The sequence below is a fragment of the Mesorhizobium qingshengii genome (genome assembly GCF_027563465.1).
GTDB classification, from domain to species: domain Bacteria; phylum Pseudomonadota; class Alphaproteobacteria; order Rhizobiales; family Rhizobiaceae; genus Mesorhizobium; species Mesorhizobium qingshengii_A.
In genome coordinates this window covers 23,610-43,274 of record NZ_JAPFQA010000029.1, presented here as the reverse complement: position 1 = coordinate 43,274, position 19,665 = coordinate 23,610, and the positions used below count along the sequence as shown (strand labels likewise).

Here is a 19,665-nt window from a genome sequence, read left to right as displayed (position 1 = left end):
GGTTTCCCACGCACTCCAGACTGTCCGCGGCCAGCCTAACGGGTTGCACGCGAAGCTAGAATGCGTTCATGCGATCTGATGTTCCGGCGGCAAGGCGCCCAAAAGCCATGCCGGAACTCAAATCAGGGCGACCGGCAAACGGATCTTCGGATTCAGCACATTTTAGCCCGGGGTCGTCATACGCTCCAGACAACGGGCCTCATCGATGGGCCTGCCGAGAGCGGCGAAGCGCGAGGCCGCTTCTTCAAATGCCGCCATGGCGGCGGTTTTCGCTCTGCTCGGCGCGGCGCTGCACACCGCGCGCTTCCCAGACGGCCGCCACCCAGGGTCCGCCATTCCACATGCCGGCCACCCGCTCAGCCTCATCGAGCCGCCGGTTGACCTGTTCGACTTCGCCCGCCTCGGCCAGTGCAACCGCCGCGGCGGTGCGGAAGGTCATCGAGCAAGGTTGGCAGCTGTGGCCGGCGGACAACATGCGGTCGCCTTCCTGGATGGTCGCGGCCATCTTTTCGGGCGTGGAGGCGGCCCGCACCTCGAGGCCCTTCAGGCTGATCAGCAGATGCGGTGCAAGCCAGGAAGATTGGGCAAGGGTCGTGGCGCGCCGGATCAGCCGTCCCGCCTGCCATTTCTGGCCACGCGCCAGGGCAAGTTCCGTCAGACGCTGGAGCGCCAGCACGCGGCCGGCAATGGCGCCAACCTGCGCATAGAGTTTTTCGGCTTCCGTCAGCATGCGTTCGGCCTCGGCCAACTGGCCCGAAAACAAGGCAGCTTCGCCCAGCACCAGGGAGGCAAGGCCGCGCCCGGCAAGCGAGCCGGCGCCCTCGGCGACCGATAGCAGTTCACGCGCCGAAGCGGCGATGTCGTGATGGCCCTTGGCACTGCAAAGGCAGAATTCGGCCAGGCACAGATGCCCGTCAAAGACGTTGGAGACGAAGGCTGGTTTGGCCCGCACCCATTCGATGAATTCCGCCCGGAACAATTCGCGCCATTGCCCCTGCATGTGCGCCACCAGCCCGATCAAGGCGCTGGCCTCGCCAACCTCGCGGGCAAGTCCGGCACCCATAGCCAGCTCGCGGGTTTCCCTGCCGACCTGGGCGGCCTTGGCGAAATCGCCGCTTTGCAGATGCAGCAGGCCCCAGGCCAACGAGGCGCGGATGCGGTCGCTCAACCCGACTGGGTCAATCGAGGGCACGGCCAACGCCTTTTCGTAGAGCTTCACGGTTTCAGCACCCGGGCCGACTCCAAGGTCGATGCGCAGGCTTTGGCTGAGGTGATTGAACAGCCTGATTGCTTCGGCCCTGTTGCCGGCGTCCAGCGCTGCCTGCATCAGGGCGCATTGGGCCTGCTCATCGGCGGGGTCCATCGCGATCAGACGCTGCCAGAGCTTGCCTGCCCGCAGCACATCGGCATAGCGCTGGCGCAAGGCCTGGCGGGGCGTCTCGAACCAATCGACATAGGGGTCGTCCGGCAGCAGGTCGCCGGCGTAAAGGTCGGCCGCCGCTTCGCAGGCGGCAGGGTCGGAGCCGCGCAAGGCAAGCTTGGCGGCGGCCTCGAAAGCGTCAACGTCAATTTCAAGATCGGCCGCCAGGGCAAGGGCGATGACATCGGCCGTCTGCTCGATGAGGTCATTGGCGCCAAGCGCGCGGCGGGCAAAATGGATGGCCTTGCGCAGGTTGGCACCCGCGGCCTCGGGATCGAGATCCGGCCAGAACGCCTCCATCACCTGTTCGCGGTGAATGCGGTGGGAGCGGGTGACGGCCAGCAGCTTCACCAGCGCCGCGCCACGGTCCCGCCGCCACGCCGCGGCCGGAATGACTTGACCGTCAAGACCGACACTGAACCCGCCGAGCAATTGAATTTGAACGCGCACTCGAAAGATCCTTCCAGGATGCGAGGCCCGCACGCCCGAAATCGGCCGTCACAAGCACCTGTGGGGCGGGGAACGCTGGCGGAACATAGGTTGCCTAAGCTGCACCCGTAGTCAATTCCGACCACTCACAGGAGGATCAAATGTCTCTTCGTATCGCCGACACCGCGCCCGATTTCACCGCCGAGACCACACACGGCCCGATCAACTTCCACGAATGGCTGGGTACATCCTGGGGGATCCTGTTTTCCCATCCCAAGGACTTTACCCCGGTCTGCACGACCGAACTCGGCTACATGGCCAAGTTGAAGCCCGAGTTCGACAAGCGCGGCGTCAAGATCATCGGGCTCTCCGTCGATCCGGTCGAACGTCATGCCGGATGGGCTGATGACATTGCCGAGACCCAGGGACACGCGCCGAATTTCCCGATGATAGGCGACCCGATGCTGGCCGTTGCCAAGCTCTACGATATGCTGCCCGCCACGGCCGGCGACAGCGCCGAGGGGCGTACGGCGGCCGACAACCAGACGGTGCGCCATGTCTACGTCATCGGGCCCGACAAGAAGATCAAGCTGATGATCGCCTATCCGATGACCACCGGGCGAAACTTCGACGAGATCCTGCGTGTGGTCGACTCCATGCAACTGACCGCCAAGCATCGCGTCGCCACGCCGGTGAACTGGCGGCAGGGCGACGACGTGATCATCGCGGGTTCGGTTTCGAACGATGAAGCCAAGGTGCTCTATCCCGAGGGCTGGAAGCAGCCCAAGCCCTACATCCGCATCGTCCCGCAACCGCACAGCAACGCCTGAGCCTTCTTTCCAGGCAACCCGGCAACAAGAGGTGACAGTATGAAACCCCGTATCCTTATCCTTGGCGCCGGTTTCGGCGGGCTCGAGCTCAGCACGTCCTTGTCCGAAGCTTTGGGTGACAGCATTGCTGTCACCCTGATCGACAAGTCGGATGCCTTCGTGTTCGGCTTTGCCAAGCTCGATCTGATGTTCGGCCGCGCAACCGAAGCGGCCGTGCGGCTACCCTACGCCGACTACGCCAAATCCGGCGTCACGATGAAGCGCGAGACCGTCACCGCCATCGACCCGGAACGGCGGCGCGTGACGACCGACAAGGGTGTGCACGAGGCGGACATACTGGTAGTCGCTCTCGGCGCGGATTACGACGTTTCGGCCACGCCCGGCATTACGCTCGGCCGCAACGAATTTTACTCCGTACCGGGCGCCGCCCACATGGCGAAGGTGCTGCCCGGCTTGACCCGCGGCCATGCCGTGATCGGCGTCTGCGGCGCGCCCTATAAATGCCCGCCAGCACCCAGCGAGTGTGCCCTGATGCTGCACGACTACCTGACCGATAGAGGTGTCCGTGACAACTGCCAGATCACCTATGTGAACCCGATGTCGAGCCCGGTGCCGCCTTCTCCCGAAACCTCGAAGGCGCTTCTCGCGGCTTTCGCCGAACGCGATATTGCCTTCATTGCGAGCACCCGCGTGGTTTCCGTGGACGAGGGCCGCAAGGTCGTGACGCTCGACAACGGCAGCGAACTGCCCTGCGATCTGTTCCTTGGCGTGCCCAGGAACCGCGCTCCGGATGTCGTCGTCGAGGCCGGCATGACCGAGGGCGGCTGGGTGACCATCGATCCCCGCACACTCGAAACCCGCTTTCCCGGCGTCTACGCGCTGGGCGATCTGGCCAATACGGGTGCGCCGAAGGCGGGGGTCTTTGCCGAGGGCGCCGCGCGCACCGTTGCAGCGAACCTGATCGCCAGACTGCGCCATGAGGAGCAGACGGCAAAGAACCCAGGTGCGGGATCCTGCTACATCGAATTCGGCGCCAACAGGATCGCCAGGGTGGATGTGGATTTCTTTTCCGGCCCAAAACCCACCGGTGCTTTCTATGAACCGTCGGAGGCGTTGCGAGTCGACAAGGTGAACTTCGGCTCCAGCCGCAAGGCCCGCTGGTTCGGGCACTGAGCTTCGGCAAAGGCGGGCGCCGCCGGCGCCCGTCCCATCCGATAGAGCAGGTTTGTTTGACGCAATTCCCCGGGGAAAGCGTTACGCGCTTTCCCCGGGAAAACCGCTACGCGCTTTCCCGGGAAAACCGCTTCACACTTTTCCTGGAATTGCTTCAGGCCATCTGCAGCTGCCTGCGCGGCAGCGGCGGGAAGGCGATGGCGATGCCCGCCGCGCCAAGCCCGATGATGGCCGAGCCGATGAACAGCCAGGAATAGCTGGCGTAGGCATCGAACACCATGCCGCCGGCCAGCGGTCCGAGTGCCATGCCGAGGCTGGATAGCATGGTGGCGGCGCCGAACACGGTGCCGAGGATGCGCTGCCCGAAATACTCGCGCGCCAGCACTGCATAGAGCGGCATCACGCCGCCATAGGTGGCACCGAAGATGACGGCGAGCATATAGAACTGTTCGAGCTGGCTGATCGAGAGATAGGCGGCAATCACGACCGCCTGGATGGCGAGGCCCGCGATCAGCACGGGCTTGACGCCCAGCCGGTCGGCCAGCACGCCATAGAGAAGCCGGCCACCGAGGCCCGCCAGACCCTCGACGCTGTAGATCGAGACCGCCGCCATGGGGGCGACGCCGCACAGCATGGCATAGCTCACCATGTGGAAGATCGGCCCGGAATGCGCGGCGCAGCAGGCAAAGAAGGTCAGTCCCAGCACGATGAACTGCGGCGAGCGCAGCGCCTGGCCGACCGTCATGCCGGCGCCTTCGGCAACAGGCGCGGAGCTGGTCCCGGGCCCAACTGGCTTTGGTGGCTGGCGCACCAGAAGCACCGCCGGCAACAGCAGCACCCAGGCCGTGATGCCGATGTCGAACATTGCGGTGCGCCAGTCATAGGCCGAGATCAGCCAGCGGGCGAAGGGCGAGATCGTCATCGGTGCCACGCCCATGCCGGCCGAGACCAGCGAAACGGCAAGGCCGCGATGGGTGTCGAACCAGCCCGTGGTCAGCGCGATCATCGGCGCGAAGAAGGCGCTGGCGGCGAGGCCAACCAGCACGCCATAGGTGACCTGGAAGGCTACGAGCGAGCCGGCGCGGCTGGCCAGCACCAGCGCCAGCCCGAGCAGCACTGCGCCGATCATGACGACGATGCGGGCGCCAAAGCGGTCCGACAGGGCGCCCCAGGCGAAGCCGCCAAGGCCCATCACCAGGAAGTTGAGCGTCATGGCGCTCGAAATGCCGGCGCGCGACCAGCCGGTATCGAGCGCCATCGGTTCGAGGAAGATCGCCAGCGAGAACATCGTGCCGATGGCGACGCAGGACATCAGCGCGCCAGCGGCGACGATGACCCAACGATAGGAAAGGCTCATTCAAATCTCCCATGCCAGAGCGCAGCGCCGCGCGCTGCTTGCATCCGAAGGACGCTGGCGCCGAGGCCAATCCTACAATCCGGTTGCATTTTTTATCCAGTCTGGAATGCAGCCCTTTTCCCGGCCGTCGCGGGTGCTTTCCGCGAGCGCTTGCCGTGATCGGAGTGGCATCGGCTGACTTGCTGCGGTATTCGATGGGTGATCCTTCTTCAAGGCGGCCGGACAAGGCCAAGACATCCGTTCATGATCCTGGTCTTCAAGCTTCTCAGCACTCCATTCCTAATCCTCTGCCTCACCTTGCTAAGCCGGCGTTTCGGGCCGGCGGTGGGCGGGCTGCTGATGGGGATTCCACTGGTGACCGGCCCGGTATCGGTCTTCACTGCCTTGGAAAATGGTGCGGCGTTCGCCCGGCACGCGGCGGTGGGCAATCTGGTGGGCCAAGTCTCGACCTGCATCTTCTGCTTTGTCTACGCCCGCGCGGCAAGGCGCTTCAACTGCTGGGTCAGCATGATCGCGGGAGTCTGCGCCTTCTTTCTCGCCACCTTTGTCTGGAACCTGGCCAGTTGGACATTCGCACAGGCCATTGGGCTGCTTCTGGCGGCATTGTTGCTTCTGTCCTTCCTCACCAAACCGGTGAATATGGAAGCGCTTGCCGGGATAGCGCCCAGATGGGACCTTCCCGCCCGGATGATCGTTTCGACAGGCTTCGTCTTCCTGATCACCCTGTCGACCAGGTATCTTGGGCCGCAGCTCAGTGGGCTTGTGGCGCCGTTTCCCGTATTCGTCCTTGTCCTGGCGATGTTCACCCATCATCAGCGGGGAGCACCCGCAGCCGCCAATCTGCTGCGTGGCGTTATCGTCGGGTCGTTCTCTTTCGCGGCCTTTTTCACGGTCGTGGCATTGGCGCTGTCCGACGGCTGGCTGCCCTTCGCCTATGCGTTCGCTACGCTATCGAGCATGGCAACCACCAGTGCGATCTATCTCGGCACAAGGGCCACGCCATTTTTCGGAGCCACTCCATTGATTGGTCCGGTTGCTGTCGCCCGGCTCAGCCCGAACATCCTGCGCGAGGATGGTTCGCCCTGAAAGCGGAAAGGCAGGCGCCGAAGCGCCTGTGACACGCGTCAGATCGGCAATTCCGACGTGTACTTGATCGTCTGGCTGGGAACGTCGGTCTTGACGTTCTGCACGCCCTTGATGCGGCTCAGATGCTCCGACTGGAAGCGGCGATAGTCGTCGATGCCGGCCGCCACCACGCGCACCATGGCATCGCAGTCGCCGAGCATCAGATAGCATTCCATCACTTGCGGCAGCTTGGCCACTTCGGTGGCGAAATGCTCGATCGTGTCCTCGTCCTGCGTCTTCAGCCAGATGCGGGTGAAGAAGGTGAGTCCCTTGCCGATGCTGGCCGGATTGAGCACCGCGACATAGCGGTCGATGACGCCGGCCTCCTCCAGCAGTTTGACGCGCCGCAGGCATGGCGAGGGCGACAGGCCGACTTCATTGGCCAGGTCGGTGTTGGCCATGCGACCGTCGCGCTGCAGCGCCCGCAGGATCCGCCTGTCGATCTCATCCAGTTTCATTGGCTATGGATTCCATCATTTTTCGAAATCGTGATGTTTGGTGCTAAATTTTGGCAGATGAAACGCATCTTCGCAACCAAATTGCGGACGGGCTTGGGTATGTTTGCCGCCGACACCACGAGATTTCAAACGCAACCGGAAGCGGCGGCCGCGAGGCCAGCCCATGGATAGAAATGAGCATTTCACAAGCAGTCGAGACGACTGGCGATGGTTCGGGATCCGAGTTCCGCCGTGGCGTGGCGTCATGCGCGCCGGTGCTGTTCGGCACCATCCCCTACGCGCTGGTGCTCGGCGCCCAGGCCACGCAGAAGGGCTTGAGCGTCGTCGAACTGCCTGTCATGACAGGGCTGAATTTCGCCGGCGGCTCGGAATTCGCGGCGATCCAGTTGTGGACGTCGCCGCCGCACATCGTGCTGATCGTCGCCATCACCTTCCTGGTCAACAGCCGGCATCTGCTGATGGGCGCGGCCCTGGCGCCGTTCCTGCGTCATCTGCCGCGACGCAAGATGTTTCCGGCGCTGTTCTTCCTATGCGACGAGAGCTGGGCACTCGGCCTTGCCGACGCCAGGCAGCGTGCCGCCGCTGGCATAATACCAGCCTTCAGCCCGCGCTATTACATGGGCGCGGCACTTGCGATGTATCTCACCTGGCTGACCTTCACCACGACAGGGGCCTTGCTCGGCCCGATGCTGGGCGATGTCGAGACCTATGGTTTCGACATGGCGTTTCCGGCTGTCTTCCTGGTGCTGATGCGTGGCATGTGGAAGGGCATGGCGGCAGCGCGGCCGTGGCTGGTCAGCCTGGTCGTCGCCGCACTTGCCTATCTCTTCATTCCGGGCGCCTGGTATGTCGCCGCCGGCGCCGTGTCGGGACTGGTCTCGGCCTGGCTGATGGCAGGTGATGCATGATCGATCCAGCGACCCTTCTCACCATCGTGCTGATGGCCGGCGTCACCTATCTGACGCGGATCGGCGGCTATGTCGTGCTGCGCAACCGCGTGCTCGGCGCCCGCGCCACGGCGGTGATGGAAGCGGCGCCTGGTTGCGTGCTGATCTCGGTCATCGCGCCAGCCTTCGTGTCGAGGCACCCTGCCGATCTTCTGGCGCTGGCGATCACTTTCGCCGCCGCGACGCGGCTGTCCATGCTGCCGACCGTTCTGCTCGGGGTGGCCTCGGCGGGGCTGCTCAGACATTTCATCGGATAGAACGAAAAAGGCAGGCGCACCGCGCCTGCCTTTCGATGGGGACAGGATCAGTATTTTACGCGGCGGCCGCGACGTCTCGGCTGGCCGCGACCACGGCGTCGACCTTGGCGGTCGCCTTGGCGAGCGCGGCGGTCACCGCGTCAGGGCCCATGCCGACGCCTTCGATGCGGATGACGTCGACATCGGTCATGCCGATGAAGCCGAGCACGCTGCGCAGGTAAGGAATGGCGTGATCCATCTGCACGGCCGCACCCTCGGAGTAGATGCCGCCGGAAGCCAGCACGATATAGACCTTCTTGCCGGTGACGAGGCCCTTGGGGCCGTTCTCGCCATAGGCGAAGCTCTTGCCGGAGCGGGCGACGTGATCGACCCACGACTTCAAGGTCGAGGAGATGTTGAAGTTGATGAAGCCGGTGGCGAGGATGACCGTGTCGGCGGCGAACAGCTCGTCGAGCGCGATGTCGGAAACGCCGACCACTTCGGCCTGGCGCGCGGTGCGGGATTCGGCCGGCGTGTAGATGCCGGTCGCATAGTCGGCGTCGATATGCGGCAGCGGGTTGGCGACGAGGTCGCGCACGACAAGCGTGTTCGACGGATCGGCGGCAAGCAGCTTCTCGGCGAATTCGGTGGCGATGCGGGTCGAGTGCGAGGCAGAGCCGCGCGGGCTCGAGGTAACAAGAAGAATGGACATGGCGGGTCTCTCCAGTGGGAATTGAATTGTCCCGCCAGATATGGGGCTATCGATCCATTCGAAAAACTGGTATATTTCTTATACTATCCATCGATAAATTGGATATCACCATGCAACCGAACCCGACGCTCGACCAGCTTCAGATCCTCGTTGCCGTTGCCGATGCCGGCAGTTTCTCGGCCGCCGGCCGCAAGCTGAACCGGGCGCAATCCGTCATCAGCTACGGCATTGCCAATCTCGAGGCGCAACTTGGCCTGAAACTGTTCGAGCGCGAGGGCACGCGCGAGCCGCGGCTGACCGATGTCGGCCGGGCGACGCTGGAAGATGCGCGCCGCATGGTCGGCGTGCTGCAGCGCATCCGCTCGCGCGTCGATGGGCACAGGCAAGGTCTGGAGGCGGAAGTCGCGATATCGGTCGACATGTCGCTGCCCTCGCCGGTGCTGGTGCGGGTGCTGAAGGCGTTCGAGGCGCAGTTTCCCACGGTCATGCTGCGGCTGCATATCGGTTCGCTCGGGCTGATCATCGATCATGTCGTCAGCGGCGAGGCCGATCTTGGCGTCGGCGGCATTCCGGGCGACGCCGACGTGCACCTTCTGCGCATTGGCTTCACCTCGATGGTGCCGGTTGCGGCACCCAGCCACCCGCTGGCGCTGCTGCCCAGGCCGGTGCCACTGGAGGATGTGCGCGAATACACGCAGTTGGTCGTCTCCGATCAGTCGGAGCGCACCAAGGGACACGACTACGGCGTGTTCGCCTACCGCACCTGGCGGCTGACCGATGTGCGCACCAAGCATGCGCTGATGCGCGAGGGGCTGGGCTGGGGCGGGCTGCCGCGCTGGCTGGTCGCCGACGACCTGGCGAGCGGCCGGCTGGTCGAGTTGGATCTGGAGCCCTACAGCGAGGTGCGCTCGCCGCTGTTTGCCATGCATCGTGCCGACCGCAGCCCGAAGCCGGCGGCGGCCTGGCTGATCGACCAGTTCAAACGCCAGCTCGGCTGTTTCAACGAGTTCGAGCCGGGCCAGGTGCCTGACGAAGAGCCGGAGACAATCCATCAATCATCGCCATGAGAACTGTGCGATAGTCGCCGGCCGGGGCGCCGGCCTCGATGGCCAGTGCCCGCACGGTCGAAGGCGGAAGCCAGCAGCGCGGTCAGCGCCTCCGCCGGCAGTCTCGTCATCGTATTGGCCCGCATCGCAGCGACAAGGCCTTCGCGCAGCGAGCGGTTGCCGTGGCGGTTGTCGATCGCGTGCTGATCGACGTCATCATCAAGCCGATCCCGCCCGCCGGGCGTTTCCGGCGCAATATATGGAGGGTGCCGCGGGGGTCTGAACGGCGGTTCCCGTCAGCAACTGTCGGCAGAGGTGGTGCCCGGAGCCACGGCCGCTTGGCCGGTCCCATCCCACCGCTCCATGGCGGCGCTGCTGGTGCCGCTGCCTCCATGGATTCTTGCGCGGCGCGTGATCAAATAGAATCAAAACGCAGCTCTATCCCATTATTTAAGCTGACTTTTCCCGCGTCAAAATGACACCTTGGCCACCACCGCACGGTGGTCCGACGGCCATGGTGAAACGACGATGTCGGCTTCAGGGGCCTTCTCACCCACGACGCCGGCGCTGTGGACCTTCAGCGCCTTGGCACGGGCGAAGATGAAGTCGATGCGATCGTGATGGTCTTTCGGATCGCTGGCCTCGGTGGTCGGCGTCCAGGTGATGCCGGGCTTGGCAACCTCATCGGGATAGGCCGCGCGGAAGAGGTCGACAAAGCCTGCCTTCTCCAGCTTGCTGGTGCCTGGCCACGCGACGGCCAGTGGCTGGAAGCCGGCCTTCACCGTGCCCGGTGTCCAGTCGCGGTGCGAGGGCTCGTTGAAGTCGCCGGCGATGAAGACCGCGTCGGCATTGGTTGCGGCATCGGCATCGGCGATCAGTGCATTGAAGGCCTTGCCGCGGGTCGACTCGGCCGACTTGATGGCTTCGTCCGCTGTCTTGAGGAAAGGGGCAGCGCCATATTCGATGTTGAGAAGCTGGTAGGGCTGGTATGGCGCGTCGTCCAGGTTGACGCAAAACACATAGACGCTTCGCCCCATGACATCGATGGCGACGCCGAGATCGTCCGCCGTCGGCTTGACGATCGGATAGCGCGAGATGACGGCATTGGCCCAGATCGCCGGGTTGGCCGCGGTCTGGTCGTAGTAGTGGAAGCCAAGTGCGGCGGCGATTTTCGGTGCGACGGATTCACCGCGTGGCGCACAAACATCCGCCGTGCAGGGATCACCTTCCAGCCGCGTCTCCGAAATGGCGACGATGTCGGCGCCCGCCGCCTTGATTGCGGCCACGGTTTCATCGACCGGCTTGCCGGCATTGCCGCCACCGCCCCAGATGTTGAACGCCATCATCGTCAGCGACGTCTCGGTGGCCGATGCATTGCCGCCCGCCGCCGCCAGGACGCCAAGCGCGACCGCCAGTACCTTTGCGTTCATGTCGATTTCCTCTGGGAATATCCTGTCGAGAGTTCTCCCAATAGGCTGGCCAGATGGCAGGCCGATGACATGACCGATGGCCGGGCTTCGTCCGCCGGCCCTAGCCCGCTCAGCCCCTTGCCACCGGCGTCACCGTCACCTGGCTGACGCCGGTGCGGCGCACCACGGTGCACAGCGTCTCGCGGCCGATGCGCTCGGCGTCGAGCATGCGCACGAGGTCGTCGACGCCGGTGACCGGGCGGCCGTCGATGGCGGCGATGATGTCGCCTTCCTTCAGGCCGGCCTTGGCCGCCGGGCCGTCCTTCTCGACGCTGCGCAGCCGCACCGCCGTGCTGGTCGACACCTGCGACAGAAGGGCGGCGCGGCGTGGCAAATTGGTGGTGTCGGCCGAAACGCCGATGAAGGCGCGGCGCACGCGGCCGAAGCGGATGATCTCCGAGATGACGAAATTGGCGGTGTTGGAGGCGACCGCGAAGGCAATGCCGTGCGCGCCATGGATCATGGCGGTGTTGACGCCGATGACCTCGCCGGCCGACGACACCAGCGGCCCGCCGGAGTTGCCGGGGTTAAGTGACGCGTCGGTCTGGATGACGTCGTCGATCAGCCGGCCGGTCGAGGCGCGCATCGAGCGGCCGAGCGCCGAGACGACGCCGGAGGTGACGGTCCATTCGAAGCCGAGCGGGTTGCCGATGGCGATGGCGATCTGGCCGCGCCGCAGGCGCTTGGAATCGCCAAGCGGTGCGACATCGGCAAAGCTGCCATCGGCGCGCACCAGCGCGATGTCGGTGTCGGGGTCGCGGCCAAGCACGCGGCCTTCGCTGGAGGCGCCGTCCGGCATCGAGACGCGCACCGTTTTGGCGTCGCCGACGACGTGGAAATTGGTGACGACCAGGCCGTCCGGCGCGATGACGAAGCCGGAACCATGGCCGCCCTGGCCACCGATGCGCTCGATGCGGCAGACGGCCGGACCGATGCGGTCGACCGCGTCGGCGACCGTCGTCGAATAGGCGTCGAGCAGCGTGTCGTCGGCCAATATGTCATCGGCTGGGAATTTGGCGGCGGCGAGGGCCATGGGCGGGCTCCGTGTTTTCGGGCGCGAGGAAGACTTTTCTTCTGGGTGTGTCGTTGTCCCAAAACCGCTGGGCACTTTTGCGCGACACGCACTATATGTGCGGAGCGGCTGGAACCGCCGCGACCTGACCAGATGGCCAGTCAAACCACCAACTAGCCGTCAGGCGAGTACCTCCGAGCGCACTGTCGAGCGATATCTGGGGCATGGATGAACCCAGGAGACCAATATGAGCGATTTCAATCTGAGTGCGTTTTCCCAGGCCATCGCCGATCTCGCCGCCAAGGCGGCACCGGTTACAGCGAGCCTGTCCACGCATCATCACCGCACCGCCACCGCCTTCCACTGGCGCGACGGCTATTTCGTCACCGCCGAGGAAGCTGTCGAGGCCGGCGAGGAGATCGAGCTGACGCTGGCTTCGGGCGAGACGGTGAAGGCCGAGCTGGTCGGCCGCGATCCCTCGACCGGCGTCGCCCTGCTGAAGCCCGCCGATGCGGCCACTGTGCCCACGCTTGCCAAGGCGGATGCGGTGCGGCCCGGCAACATCGCCATCGCCATCGGCAACAGCGAGGGTTCCGCGCTGGCGGTGTCGGGCTCGGTCGGCGAGGTGGGTCCGACCTGGCGCTCGATGCGCGGCGGCACCATCGACCGGCGGCTCAATCTGGCCATCGGCGCCGGCGGCCGTTTCGAGGGCGGCCCGGTGCTCGACGCCAAGGGCGCGCTGATCGGCATGCTTCTGTTCGGACCGCGCCACCGGGCGCTGGTCATGCCCTACGAGACGATCGAGCGGGCGGTGGCAACGCTGCGCGAGAAGGGTCATGTCGCGCGCGGCTATCTCGGCGCCGGCCTGCACCCGGTGCGCGACCGTGACGCGCATGGCGCGATGGTGATGAGCCTCGACGAGGATGGCCCGGCCAAGGCCGCCGGCCTCTCCCTCGGCGACATCATCGTGGCGTGGAATGGCGAGGCCGTGCATGGCCCGCGTGAGCTGATCCGCAGGCTTGGCCCCGACAGCGCCGGCGCTTCGGTGACGCTTGGCGTGGTGCGCGGCGGCGAACAGCGCGATGTTGCGCTGACCATCGGCGAAAAGCCGCTTTCCTGAGGGGATCGATGGACAGGCCCGCCAGCGACCGGATCATGGGTGACGGCGCCGCCTCGCGGCGGCTGGTGGTGCTGATTGCGCTTGGCGACGCGGGCCGCGCCGAGCGCCTGGCTGCCTCGCTTGCCGCCAGCGATGACCTGTTGCCGGTCGTGGCCGGCGCCGCCGATGTCGCCATCGTTGACGACAGGAGCGGTGATGCCGTGCCGGCTTCCACGCCACGGGTGCTGTTGTCTGGGCGTGCCAACGTGGCGCGGCCTGCCGGCGAGGTGATGGCCATCCTGCCCGCAAGCGCGGATGATCTGCTGATCGCCGCGGCGGCGCGGCTGGCGGCGGCCGGCTTTCGCGTCACGGACGATGGCGGAAGCGGGCGCCATGAGGGTTTCCATGCCGGCGAGGGCGAGCCGTTCGAGGACGAGACCTCCGACGAGCATGCCGCCCGACCGACGCTGTCGCCGCGCGAGGCGGAAGTGCTGGCGCTGCTGGCCGAAGGCGCGCCCAACAAGGTGATCGCGCGGCGGCTCAACATTTCCGTGCACACGGCGAAGTTCCACGTCGCGGCGATCCTGATCAAGCTCGGTGCCGCCAACCGCACCGACGCGATCGCCATCGCCATGCGGCAGGGCCTGGTGCTGGTTTAGCCTCCGCTGCGTAACCCACATGTGGGCATCTCGGGCCTTGCGCTGTGGTCGCCCGCCGCGCAAAGGTTCGCGCCTGCCATGTTGCAAGGGAGGCGCAAGGAATGTCGCTCAAGGGAAAGACGCTGTTCATCTCCGGCGGATCGCGCGGCATCGGGCTGGCGATCGGGCTGCGCGCCGCGCGGGACGGCGCCAATGTGACGATCGCCGCCAAGACCGCCGAGCCGCATCCGAAGCTGCCTGGCACGATCTACACCGCCGCTGAAGAGATCGAGCAGGCCGGTGGCAAGGCGCTGCCCGTGCTGTGCGACATCCGCGAGGAGGCGCAGGTCGCCGAGGCGGTTTCAAGGACCGTCGAAAAATTCGGCGGCATCGACATCTGCGTCAACAATGCCAGCGCCATCCAGCTCACCGGCACGCTGGAGACCGACATGAAGCGCTATGACCTGATGCACCAGATCAACACGCGCGGCACCTTCCTGGTGTCCAAAATGTGCATTCCGCACCTGAAGTTAGCCAACAATCCTCACATCCTGAATCTGGCGCCGCCGCTCGACATGAAGGCCAAGTGGTTCAAGAATCACGTTGCCTACACCATGGCCAAGTTCGGCATGTCGATGTGTACGCTGGGCATGAGCGCGGAGTTCGCCAGGGACGGCATCGCGGTCAATTCGCTGTGGCCGATCTCGACCATCGACACGGCGGCGGTGCGCAATCTGCTGGGAGGCGCGACGGTCGCGGCGATGAGCCGTTCCCCCGACATCATGGCCGACGCCGCGCATGCCATCTTCATGCGGCCATCGCGCGAAACGACCGGCAATTTCTACATCGACGAGGAGGTGCTGCGCGCCGAGGGCGTCACGGATTTCTCGGCCTACGCGCCGGGCGCGACCGGGCCGCTGGCCGGTGACTTTTTCGTGCCGGACGAGGTGTTCGCCCGGACGGACAGCAAGATCAAGAGCATCTACTAAAGGCAGGCCGGCTTGCCGCCCGCAAGTCGCTGAGCCGGGGGAAAGCCTTGCCCATACGAGGCGATAGAGCGTCGATCCTGCCGGAATGATCAAACATCCGGCTGCCGCTTAGCCCTCGTCCTTCCTGGCCTTGCCCAGGCCCATCAGCCGGTCGATATAGGCGAGCATCAGCGCCGAGAGGACGAAGGCGAGGTGGATGATGGTCAGCCACATCAGCTGGTCGGTCGTATAGGAGACCGAGTTCAGGAACACCTGCAGCAGATGGATCGACGAGATCGCCACGATGGTCGAGGCGACCTTGACCTTCAGCGAGCCGACATCGATCGTGCCCAGCCAATGGACCTTGCCGTCATTCTCGTCGAAGCGGCTGACGAAATTCTCGTAGCCCGAGATGATGACCATCACCACCAGCGAAGCGACCAGTGCGGCATCGATCAGGCCGAGCATCTTCAGGATGGTGTCGGTGTCGCCAAGCGTGAAGGCCACGGTGACGAACTCGTAGAGCTTCTTGCCGAACGACAGCGCGTAGATGGCCAGCGCCACGCCAAGGCCGAGATAGAAGACGACCAGCAGCCAGCGCGAGGCAAGAATGATCGATTCGATGGCCAGTTCGAGACGCTTCATGGAGTGGTTCCGGTTGGCTTCCTTGGGATGCGGGCCGTATTTCGGTCAGGTCGCCCCTGTTTGCAAGACAAAGTTTGCCAGACAAAAAAGCCCCGCCGGAGAGGGGCCGGCGGGGCTCAATGCGTCCCGCTGGAGTCGGGACGGGGCAGGGAACGCCCAGCCCTGAATCTGGGGTAGGCGGCGCTTCGATTCAATGAGCGGGCTCTGATGCCGGTACAATTCTTGTTGAGCTGGGACCGTCGCCCGCGTTTCCGCCCATCCCGGTGCGCCGGGATGGGTCTCTCTTGCCGATCCGATTCCAGAAGCCTCCTCAAGCCTCTGGAAAGGCAGATCAATTGTTGCTGGCGACAGGCGCCACCAGCGAGGTGATGCGGCGGATGGCGACGCGCCGGTTCTCACGGTTTGGCGCTGACGTGTCGACCTTCAGATATTCCTCGCCATAGCCCTGCGTCGTCAGGTTCTCCGGCGGGATGCCGAAAGCGTTGGTGAGCGCCTCGGCCACCGCTTCGGCGCGACGGTCGGACAGAGCAAGGTTCGCCTCCGGCGTGCCGACGGCATCGGTATGGCCCTCGATCAGGAAGGTCTCGGCCGGGTTCTTCTTCAACAGCTTCTCCATGGCGTTGGCGACGCCTTCGAGCTTCTGCACTTCGGTGTCGGAGATCGAGGCCGAACCGAATTCGAAGTTCAGCGTGTCGAGATCGACGCGGCGCGCAATGTCGCGCACGCGGGCCGAACGCTTGACCTCGTCGATCGAGTAGAGACGCTGGACCCTCTCGACCGGAGGCTGGTCGAGGAAGGTGTAGTAGTCGTCCGGGCCCTCGACGTCCTCGGAATTGAGGATGTAGTCACGGCGCGGGATGGTCAGCCGCATCGGCGGCAGGTCGTCGCCGGGATCGCGCCAGTCGCCATCATCCTGATAGCTCCGCTCGTCGACATAGCTCAGCACATATTCGCGGCCATCGGGGGTGATGCGCGAACGCTGGATGACATCGCCGTAACGGTTGCGGATAGTGACGATCCGCACGCCATTGCCGCGCTCGACGGTCTCGCGCGTCCGGCCCTGCGGCAGATCCTCGTAATAGACATCCTTGGCGCCGCGGTTCATGCGCGGGGCATCGTTGCTCTGGACCATCGTCTGGCCGCCGAGCTGGATGATGACGCGGTCGCCGATTTCCCTGAGCACGTCGACGCCCTTGGGGCGGCGGCGGTCGCGGATGTTCTCGTCGGGGGCGCGATCGAGGCGCTTGCCCTTTTCCTCCGTCACGGGGACGATCTTCTCGGGCTTGATCTCCTGCTGAGCGGCCTTGTCGTCGGCTGGCGGCGGTCCCTGGTCGACGGGAGCGACCGCCGGCTTGCGGCCCTGATCGCCGCCTTGCTGGGCGTTCTGCCCGCCATTCTGCTGCCCGCCATTCTGCTGCTCGCCATTCTGCTGGCCGTGCTTCCTGCCGCCCTTGCGCACGGCATCCTTCTGGCTGTCCAGAATGGGGGCCGCATTGGGATCGGCGGGTGCTTCGCCCTGCACCGGGTTTTCACCCTGGACGGGCGCTGCCTTGTCGCCATTGGCCGGTTGCCTGCCGATGGCTGGCTGTTCCGCGGTTACCGGCTTCTCACCAGTGGCAGGTTGCTCACCGGTGGCGGGCTGTTCAGCCGTGGCCGGCTGCTCGCCAACCGGTTTCTTGCCGTGCTTCTTCCTCTTGTCCTGCGGTTGGTCGCCCTGGAGCGCGGGCTGTTCGCCGGCAGGAGCCGGTTCGATCTTGGGAACCGCTTCCCCGGCAGGAGCTGCCTTCTGGGTCGGCGTCGGCACGACGGCCGGCTCGGCCGGCTGGGCCTGCTGGTCCTGCCTGTGCTTCTTGCGCGGCTTGGCCTGATCGGCCGGCTGGTTGTCGTTGGCGGGTGCCACTTGGCCGGCGGGAGCCTCTCCAGCCGGAGCGGCTTCGATCTGCTGTTGCTGATCGCGTTTCTTCTTGCGCGGCTTCAGCTGCTGTTCATCGACGGCGGGAGCAGCCTGTTGCGCTGGCGCTGCTTCGGCTGGCGCCTGTTCAGTCTGCTGCTGCTGATCACGCTTCCTCTTGCGAGGTTGCTGTTGTTCGGCGGCCGGAGCGGCCTGTTCGGCTGGCGCGGCTTCGATCTGCTGCTGCTGATCGTGCTTCCTCTTGCGCGGCTGCTGCTCGGGCTGCGCCTGCTGGTCGGCGGGTGCCTGCTCGGTCTGCTGCTGGTCACGCTTCTTGCGCGGTGGCTGCTCGCCTTGCGCGGGCTGCTCCGCCTGGGCTGGCTGCTCGCCTTGCGCGGGCTGGGCCTGTTCCTGCTTCTTGGGGACCCTTTGCTGCTGTGCACAGGCTTCGGCTGATTCGCCCTCGGCGCACGCGGCCTGCGCCAAAATGAATGGGGCTGACGTTCGCTGGGCCGGGCCGAATGCGGCATTGCCTTGCAGCGGGTACGCGCCCAACGGCGCGGATGCCATCAACAGGCCAAGTGCGGTGCCTGCCAGAATCCGTGGTTGGCGTTTCATTAAAAATTCTCCTTGTGGGGTCCCATCCTTGCCGTAACCGATCTTGCGCCGATTGGTTCCGGTTTCGCCGGGATAGGGACCGTACGGGGCGATTGGCCGGCCTTTTGAAGGCAACTTCATGTCTTTTGGCTGGCGATCGCCGCATTCTGGCTGTTGCGGCGCTTGACCTTGCCGGCGGCCGGGGCCACATCCCGGAAATGGAAACGCCATTCTGGAAGACCAAGGCGCTGGAGGCAATGAGCCCGGCCGAGTGGGAGTCGCTGTGCGACGGCTGCGGCAAATGCTGTCTGTCGAAGCTCGAGGACGAGGATACCGGAGAGATCTACTGGACCAGCGTCGGTTGCCGGTTGTTCGACGCGCGGAGCTGCCGCTGCTCGGACTATGCCAACCGGCTGGCGCGCGTCAGCGACTGCGTCGGGCTGACGCCGCGCAATGTGCGCAGCATCAGCTGGCTGCCCAGCACCTGCGCCTACCGGCTGGTGGCCGAGGGCCGCGATCTCTACTGGTGGCACCGGCTGGTATCGGGCAGTGCCGAGACCGTGCATGAGGCCGGCATCTCGATGCGCGGCCGGGTCAAGGCGAGCGAGACCGACCTTGCCGAGCCGGAAGATTATTTCGACTATATGCTGGACGAGGAGCCATAGGGCTGGCCTCGGGACGATCGACCCCGATCTTGCGCCATCGGCGCGGGAGTCCTCCGTACGCCGGGAACCGGGCGCGGGGAAAAGGCGTTGGCGGCCATTGTTCGAAAACCGGCGAAGATTGAGAAGCGGCCAGCGATTTCCCTTTCCCGCCACATGAACCGCGGATGAACGGCGAGTTCGTAAATAGTTCAGACAGGCTCGTGCATTCTCCCCCCATCGATTTCACGAGGACGGGCGAAAGCCCGCAACAAGGAGAGAAGACCATGTTCAATACGATAAAGACGGCGGCCCTCTCGGCCCTGATCGGCCTTGGCACGCTGGCGGCCATGCCCGCTCATGCCGACAGCCTCTATCTCGGCTTCGGCAACAACGACGACCCGCGTTTCGGCGTCTATACTGGTGACGATGGCTACCGCCATCGCCGTGATGAACGCCGTGACTACTGGCGCCGTGGCTGTTCGCCGGAGCGCGCCCTCGACAAGGCAGAGCGCATGGGCCTCTACCGGGCCCGCATCGTCGACGTGAACCGCCGCACGGTCAAAGTGGTGGGCCGCCAAGACGGCGACCGCGTCGTCATCGTGTTCGCCAACGAGCGTGGCTGCCCGGTTATTTATCGCTGAGGCCAGGTTCGACTTGATTGTAAGGGCATGATCCTCCGCGAGGATCAGCCAGAGGCATGACCCTCGACGAGGGTCAGCCTGGAGTTTGGAGGCATGATCTTCTGCGAGGATCAGCCTGGAGGCATGACCCTCGACGAGGGTCAGCCTGGAGTTTGGAGGCATGATCTTCTGCGAAGATCAGCCTGGAAGCATCATCTTCTGCGAAGATGAGCTTGGACTAGCTGAGCCCCTTTCCACTTGAAGGGTGTGGCTCGAAAAAACCCCGCGGGAGCAATCCCGCGGGGTTTTTCATGCACGGTATCGGCGATGATCGAACCCGTGGCCGAGC

General features: G+C 65.0%; 19 protein-coding genes and 1 pseudogene. 11 read left to right on the top strand and 9 right to left on the bottom strand.

The genetic code is table 11. The features are described 5' to 3' along the window. Nucleotides 1-244: 244 nt before the first annotated feature. The gene (locus OOJ09_RS30610) at nucleotides 245-1,870 is read right to left on the bottom strand and encodes a BTAD domain-containing putative transcriptional regulator (RefSeq protein ID WP_269908785.1); all 1,626 of its coding nucleotides are present in this window, start codon (nucleotides 1,868-1,870) and stop codon (nucleotides 245-247) included. Between the two features lie 140 nt (nucleotides 1,871-2,010). On the opposite strand from OOJ09_RS30610, the gene OOJ09_RS30605 reads away from it, so the two are divergent. Both OOJ09_RS30605 and OOJ09_RS30600 read left to right on the top strand, forming a co-directional pair. Beyond that, a complete protein-coding gene (locus OOJ09_RS30605; protein ID WP_269908784.1) occupies nucleotides 2,011-2,679 on the top strand; it encodes a peroxiredoxin in 669 nt (222 codons plus the stop codon). 39 nt (nucleotides 2,680-2,718) lie between these two features. Beyond that, on the top strand, nucleotides 2,719-3,852 hold the full coding sequence (locus tag OOJ09_RS30600; RefSeq protein WP_269908783.1) for an NAD(P)/FAD-dependent oxidoreductase: 1,134 nt from the start codon (nucleotides 2,719-2,721) through the stop codon (nucleotides 3,850-3,852). A 154-nt stretch (nucleotides 3,853-4,006) separates the two neighbouring features. Here the strand turns inward: OOJ09_RS30600 and OOJ09_RS30595 are convergent, their stop codons facing one another. After that, a complete protein-coding gene (locus tag OOJ09_RS30595; RefSeq protein WP_269908782.1) occupies nucleotides 4,007-5,209 on the bottom strand; it encodes an MFS transporter in 1,203 nt (400 codons plus the stop codon). 243 nt (nucleotides 5,210-5,452) lie between these two features. On the opposite strand from OOJ09_RS30595, the gene OOJ09_RS30590 reads away from it, so the two are divergent. After that, nucleotides 5,453-6,295 (top strand): hypothetical protein, encoded by an 843-nt coding sequence (locus tag OOJ09_RS30590; protein ID WP_269908781.1) that lies wholly within the window; start codon nucleotides 5,453-5,455, stop codon nucleotides 6,293-6,295. Nucleotides 6,296-6,333: 38 nt separating this feature from the next. Here the strand turns inward: OOJ09_RS30590 and OOJ09_RS30585 are convergent, their stop codons facing one another. After that, nucleotides 6,334-6,792, bottom strand: coding sequence for an Lrp/AsnC family transcriptional regulator (locus OOJ09_RS30585; protein WP_269908780.1), 459 nt, complete (start codon nucleotides 6,790-6,792; stop codon nucleotides 6,334-6,336). Nucleotides 6,793-6,965: 173 nt separating this feature from the next. Here OOJ09_RS30585 and OOJ09_RS30580 point away from each other — a divergent pair, with 173 nt between their 5' ends. Next, nucleotides 6,966-7,700, top strand: coding sequence for an AzlC family ABC transporter permease (locus tag OOJ09_RS30580; protein ID WP_269908779.1), 735 nt, complete (start codon nucleotides 6,966-6,968; stop codon nucleotides 7,698-7,700). Further along, nucleotides 7,697-7,996, top strand: a complete 300-nt coding sequence (locus OOJ09_RS30575; protein ID WP_269908778.1) for an AzlD family protein — start codon at nucleotides 7,697-7,699, stop codon at nucleotides 7,994-7,996. The genes OOJ09_RS30580 and OOJ09_RS30575 overlap by 4 nt, the downstream gene beginning before the upstream one ends. Nucleotides 7,997-8,051: 55 nt before the next feature. Here the strand turns inward: OOJ09_RS30575 and OOJ09_RS30570 are convergent, their stop codons facing one another. Then, nucleotides 8,052-8,687: an FMN-dependent NADH-azoreductase gene (locus OOJ09_RS30570; RefSeq protein ID WP_269908777.1), complete on the bottom strand. Its 636-nt coding sequence runs from the start codon at nucleotides 8,685-8,687 to the stop codon at nucleotides 8,052-8,054. 110 nt (nucleotides 8,688-8,797) lie between these two features. On the opposite strand from OOJ09_RS30570, the gene OOJ09_RS30565 reads away from it, so the two are divergent. Continuing rightward, nucleotides 8,798-9,754, top strand: coding sequence for a LysR family transcriptional regulator (locus OOJ09_RS30565; protein ID WP_269908776.1), 957 nt, complete (start codon nucleotides 8,798-8,800; stop codon nucleotides 9,752-9,754). Here OOJ09_RS30565 and OOJ09_RS30560 read toward each other — a convergent pair. From OOJ09_RS30560 to OOJ09_RS30550, 3 genes and pseudogenes are all read right to left on the bottom strand, one after another. Next, a pseudogene (locus tag OOJ09_RS30560) lies at nucleotides 9,687-9,930 on the bottom strand (TetR/AcrR family transcriptional regulator); the annotation flags it as partial. The gene OOJ09_RS30565 and the pseudogene OOJ09_RS30560 sit on opposite strands and share 68 nt — an antisense overlap. Nucleotides 9,931-10,203: 273 nt before the next feature. Next, complete coding sequence (locus OOJ09_RS30555) at nucleotides 10,204-11,163, bottom strand: endonuclease/exonuclease/phosphatase family protein (RefSeq protein ID WP_269908775.1); 960 nt, start codon at nucleotides 11,161-11,163, stop codon at nucleotides 10,204-10,206. A 109-nt stretch (nucleotides 11,164-11,272) separates the two neighbouring features. Beyond that, nucleotides 11,273-12,235 (bottom strand): S1C family serine protease, encoded by a 963-nt coding sequence (locus OOJ09_RS30550; RefSeq protein ID WP_269908774.1) that lies wholly within the window; start codon nucleotides 12,233-12,235, stop codon nucleotides 11,273-11,275. A gap of 226 nt (nucleotides 12,236-12,461) precedes the next feature. Here OOJ09_RS30550 and OOJ09_RS30545 point away from each other — a divergent pair, with 226 nt between their 5' ends. The 3 genes from OOJ09_RS30545 (at nucleotide 12,462) to OOJ09_RS30535 (ending at nucleotide 14,940) form a co-directional block, all read left to right on the top strand. Further along, the gene (locus tag OOJ09_RS30545) at nucleotides 12,462-13,334 is read left to right on the top strand and encodes a S1C family serine protease (RefSeq protein WP_269908773.1); all 873 of its coding nucleotides are present in this window, start codon (nucleotides 12,462-12,464) and stop codon (nucleotides 13,332-13,334) included. A gap of 8 nt (nucleotides 13,335-13,342) precedes the next feature. Further along, nucleotides 13,343-13,972 carry a helix-turn-helix transcriptional regulator gene (locus tag OOJ09_RS30540; RefSeq protein WP_269908772.1) on the top strand — a complete coding sequence of 210 codons (630 nt, stop codon included), beginning with the start codon at nucleotides 13,343-13,345 and terminating at the stop codon, nucleotides 13,970-13,972. A gap of 101 nt (nucleotides 13,973-14,073) precedes the next feature. Beyond that, nucleotides 14,074-14,940, top strand: a complete 867-nt coding sequence (locus tag OOJ09_RS30535) for an SDR family oxidoreductase (RefSeq protein ID WP_269908771.1) — start codon at nucleotides 14,074-14,076, stop codon at nucleotides 14,938-14,940. A 108-nt stretch (nucleotides 14,941-15,048) separates the two neighbouring features. Here OOJ09_RS30535 and OOJ09_RS30530 read toward each other — a convergent pair whose 3' ends face one another. Together OOJ09_RS30530 and OOJ09_RS30525 are read right to left on the bottom strand one after the other, a co-directional pair. Continuing rightward, the gene (locus tag OOJ09_RS30530; protein WP_269908770.1) at nucleotides 15,049-15,564 is read right to left on the bottom strand and encodes a TIGR00645 family protein; all 516 of its coding nucleotides are present in this window, start codon (nucleotides 15,562-15,564) and stop codon (nucleotides 15,049-15,051) included. Nucleotides 15,565-15,895: 331 nt separating this feature from the next. Beyond that, a complete protein-coding gene (locus tag OOJ09_RS30525; RefSeq protein WP_420107573.1) occupies nucleotides 15,896-18,073 on the bottom strand; it encodes an OmpA family protein in 2,178 nt (725 codons plus the stop codon). A 197-nt stretch (nucleotides 18,074-18,270) separates the two neighbouring features. On the opposite strand from OOJ09_RS30525, the gene OOJ09_RS30515 reads away from it, so the two are divergent. Continuing rightward, the gene (locus OOJ09_RS30515) at nucleotides 18,271-18,717 is read left to right on the top strand and encodes a YcgN family cysteine cluster protein (RefSeq protein ID WP_269908788.1); all 447 of its coding nucleotides are present in this window, start codon (nucleotides 18,271-18,273) and stop codon (nucleotides 18,715-18,717) included. 263 nt (nucleotides 18,718-18,980) lie between these two features. After that, nucleotides 18,981-19,337, top strand: coding sequence for a hypothetical protein (locus OOJ09_RS30510; protein WP_269908767.1), 357 nt, complete (start codon nucleotides 18,981-18,983; stop codon nucleotides 19,335-19,337). Nucleotides 19,338-19,665: the final 328 nt, after the last annotated feature.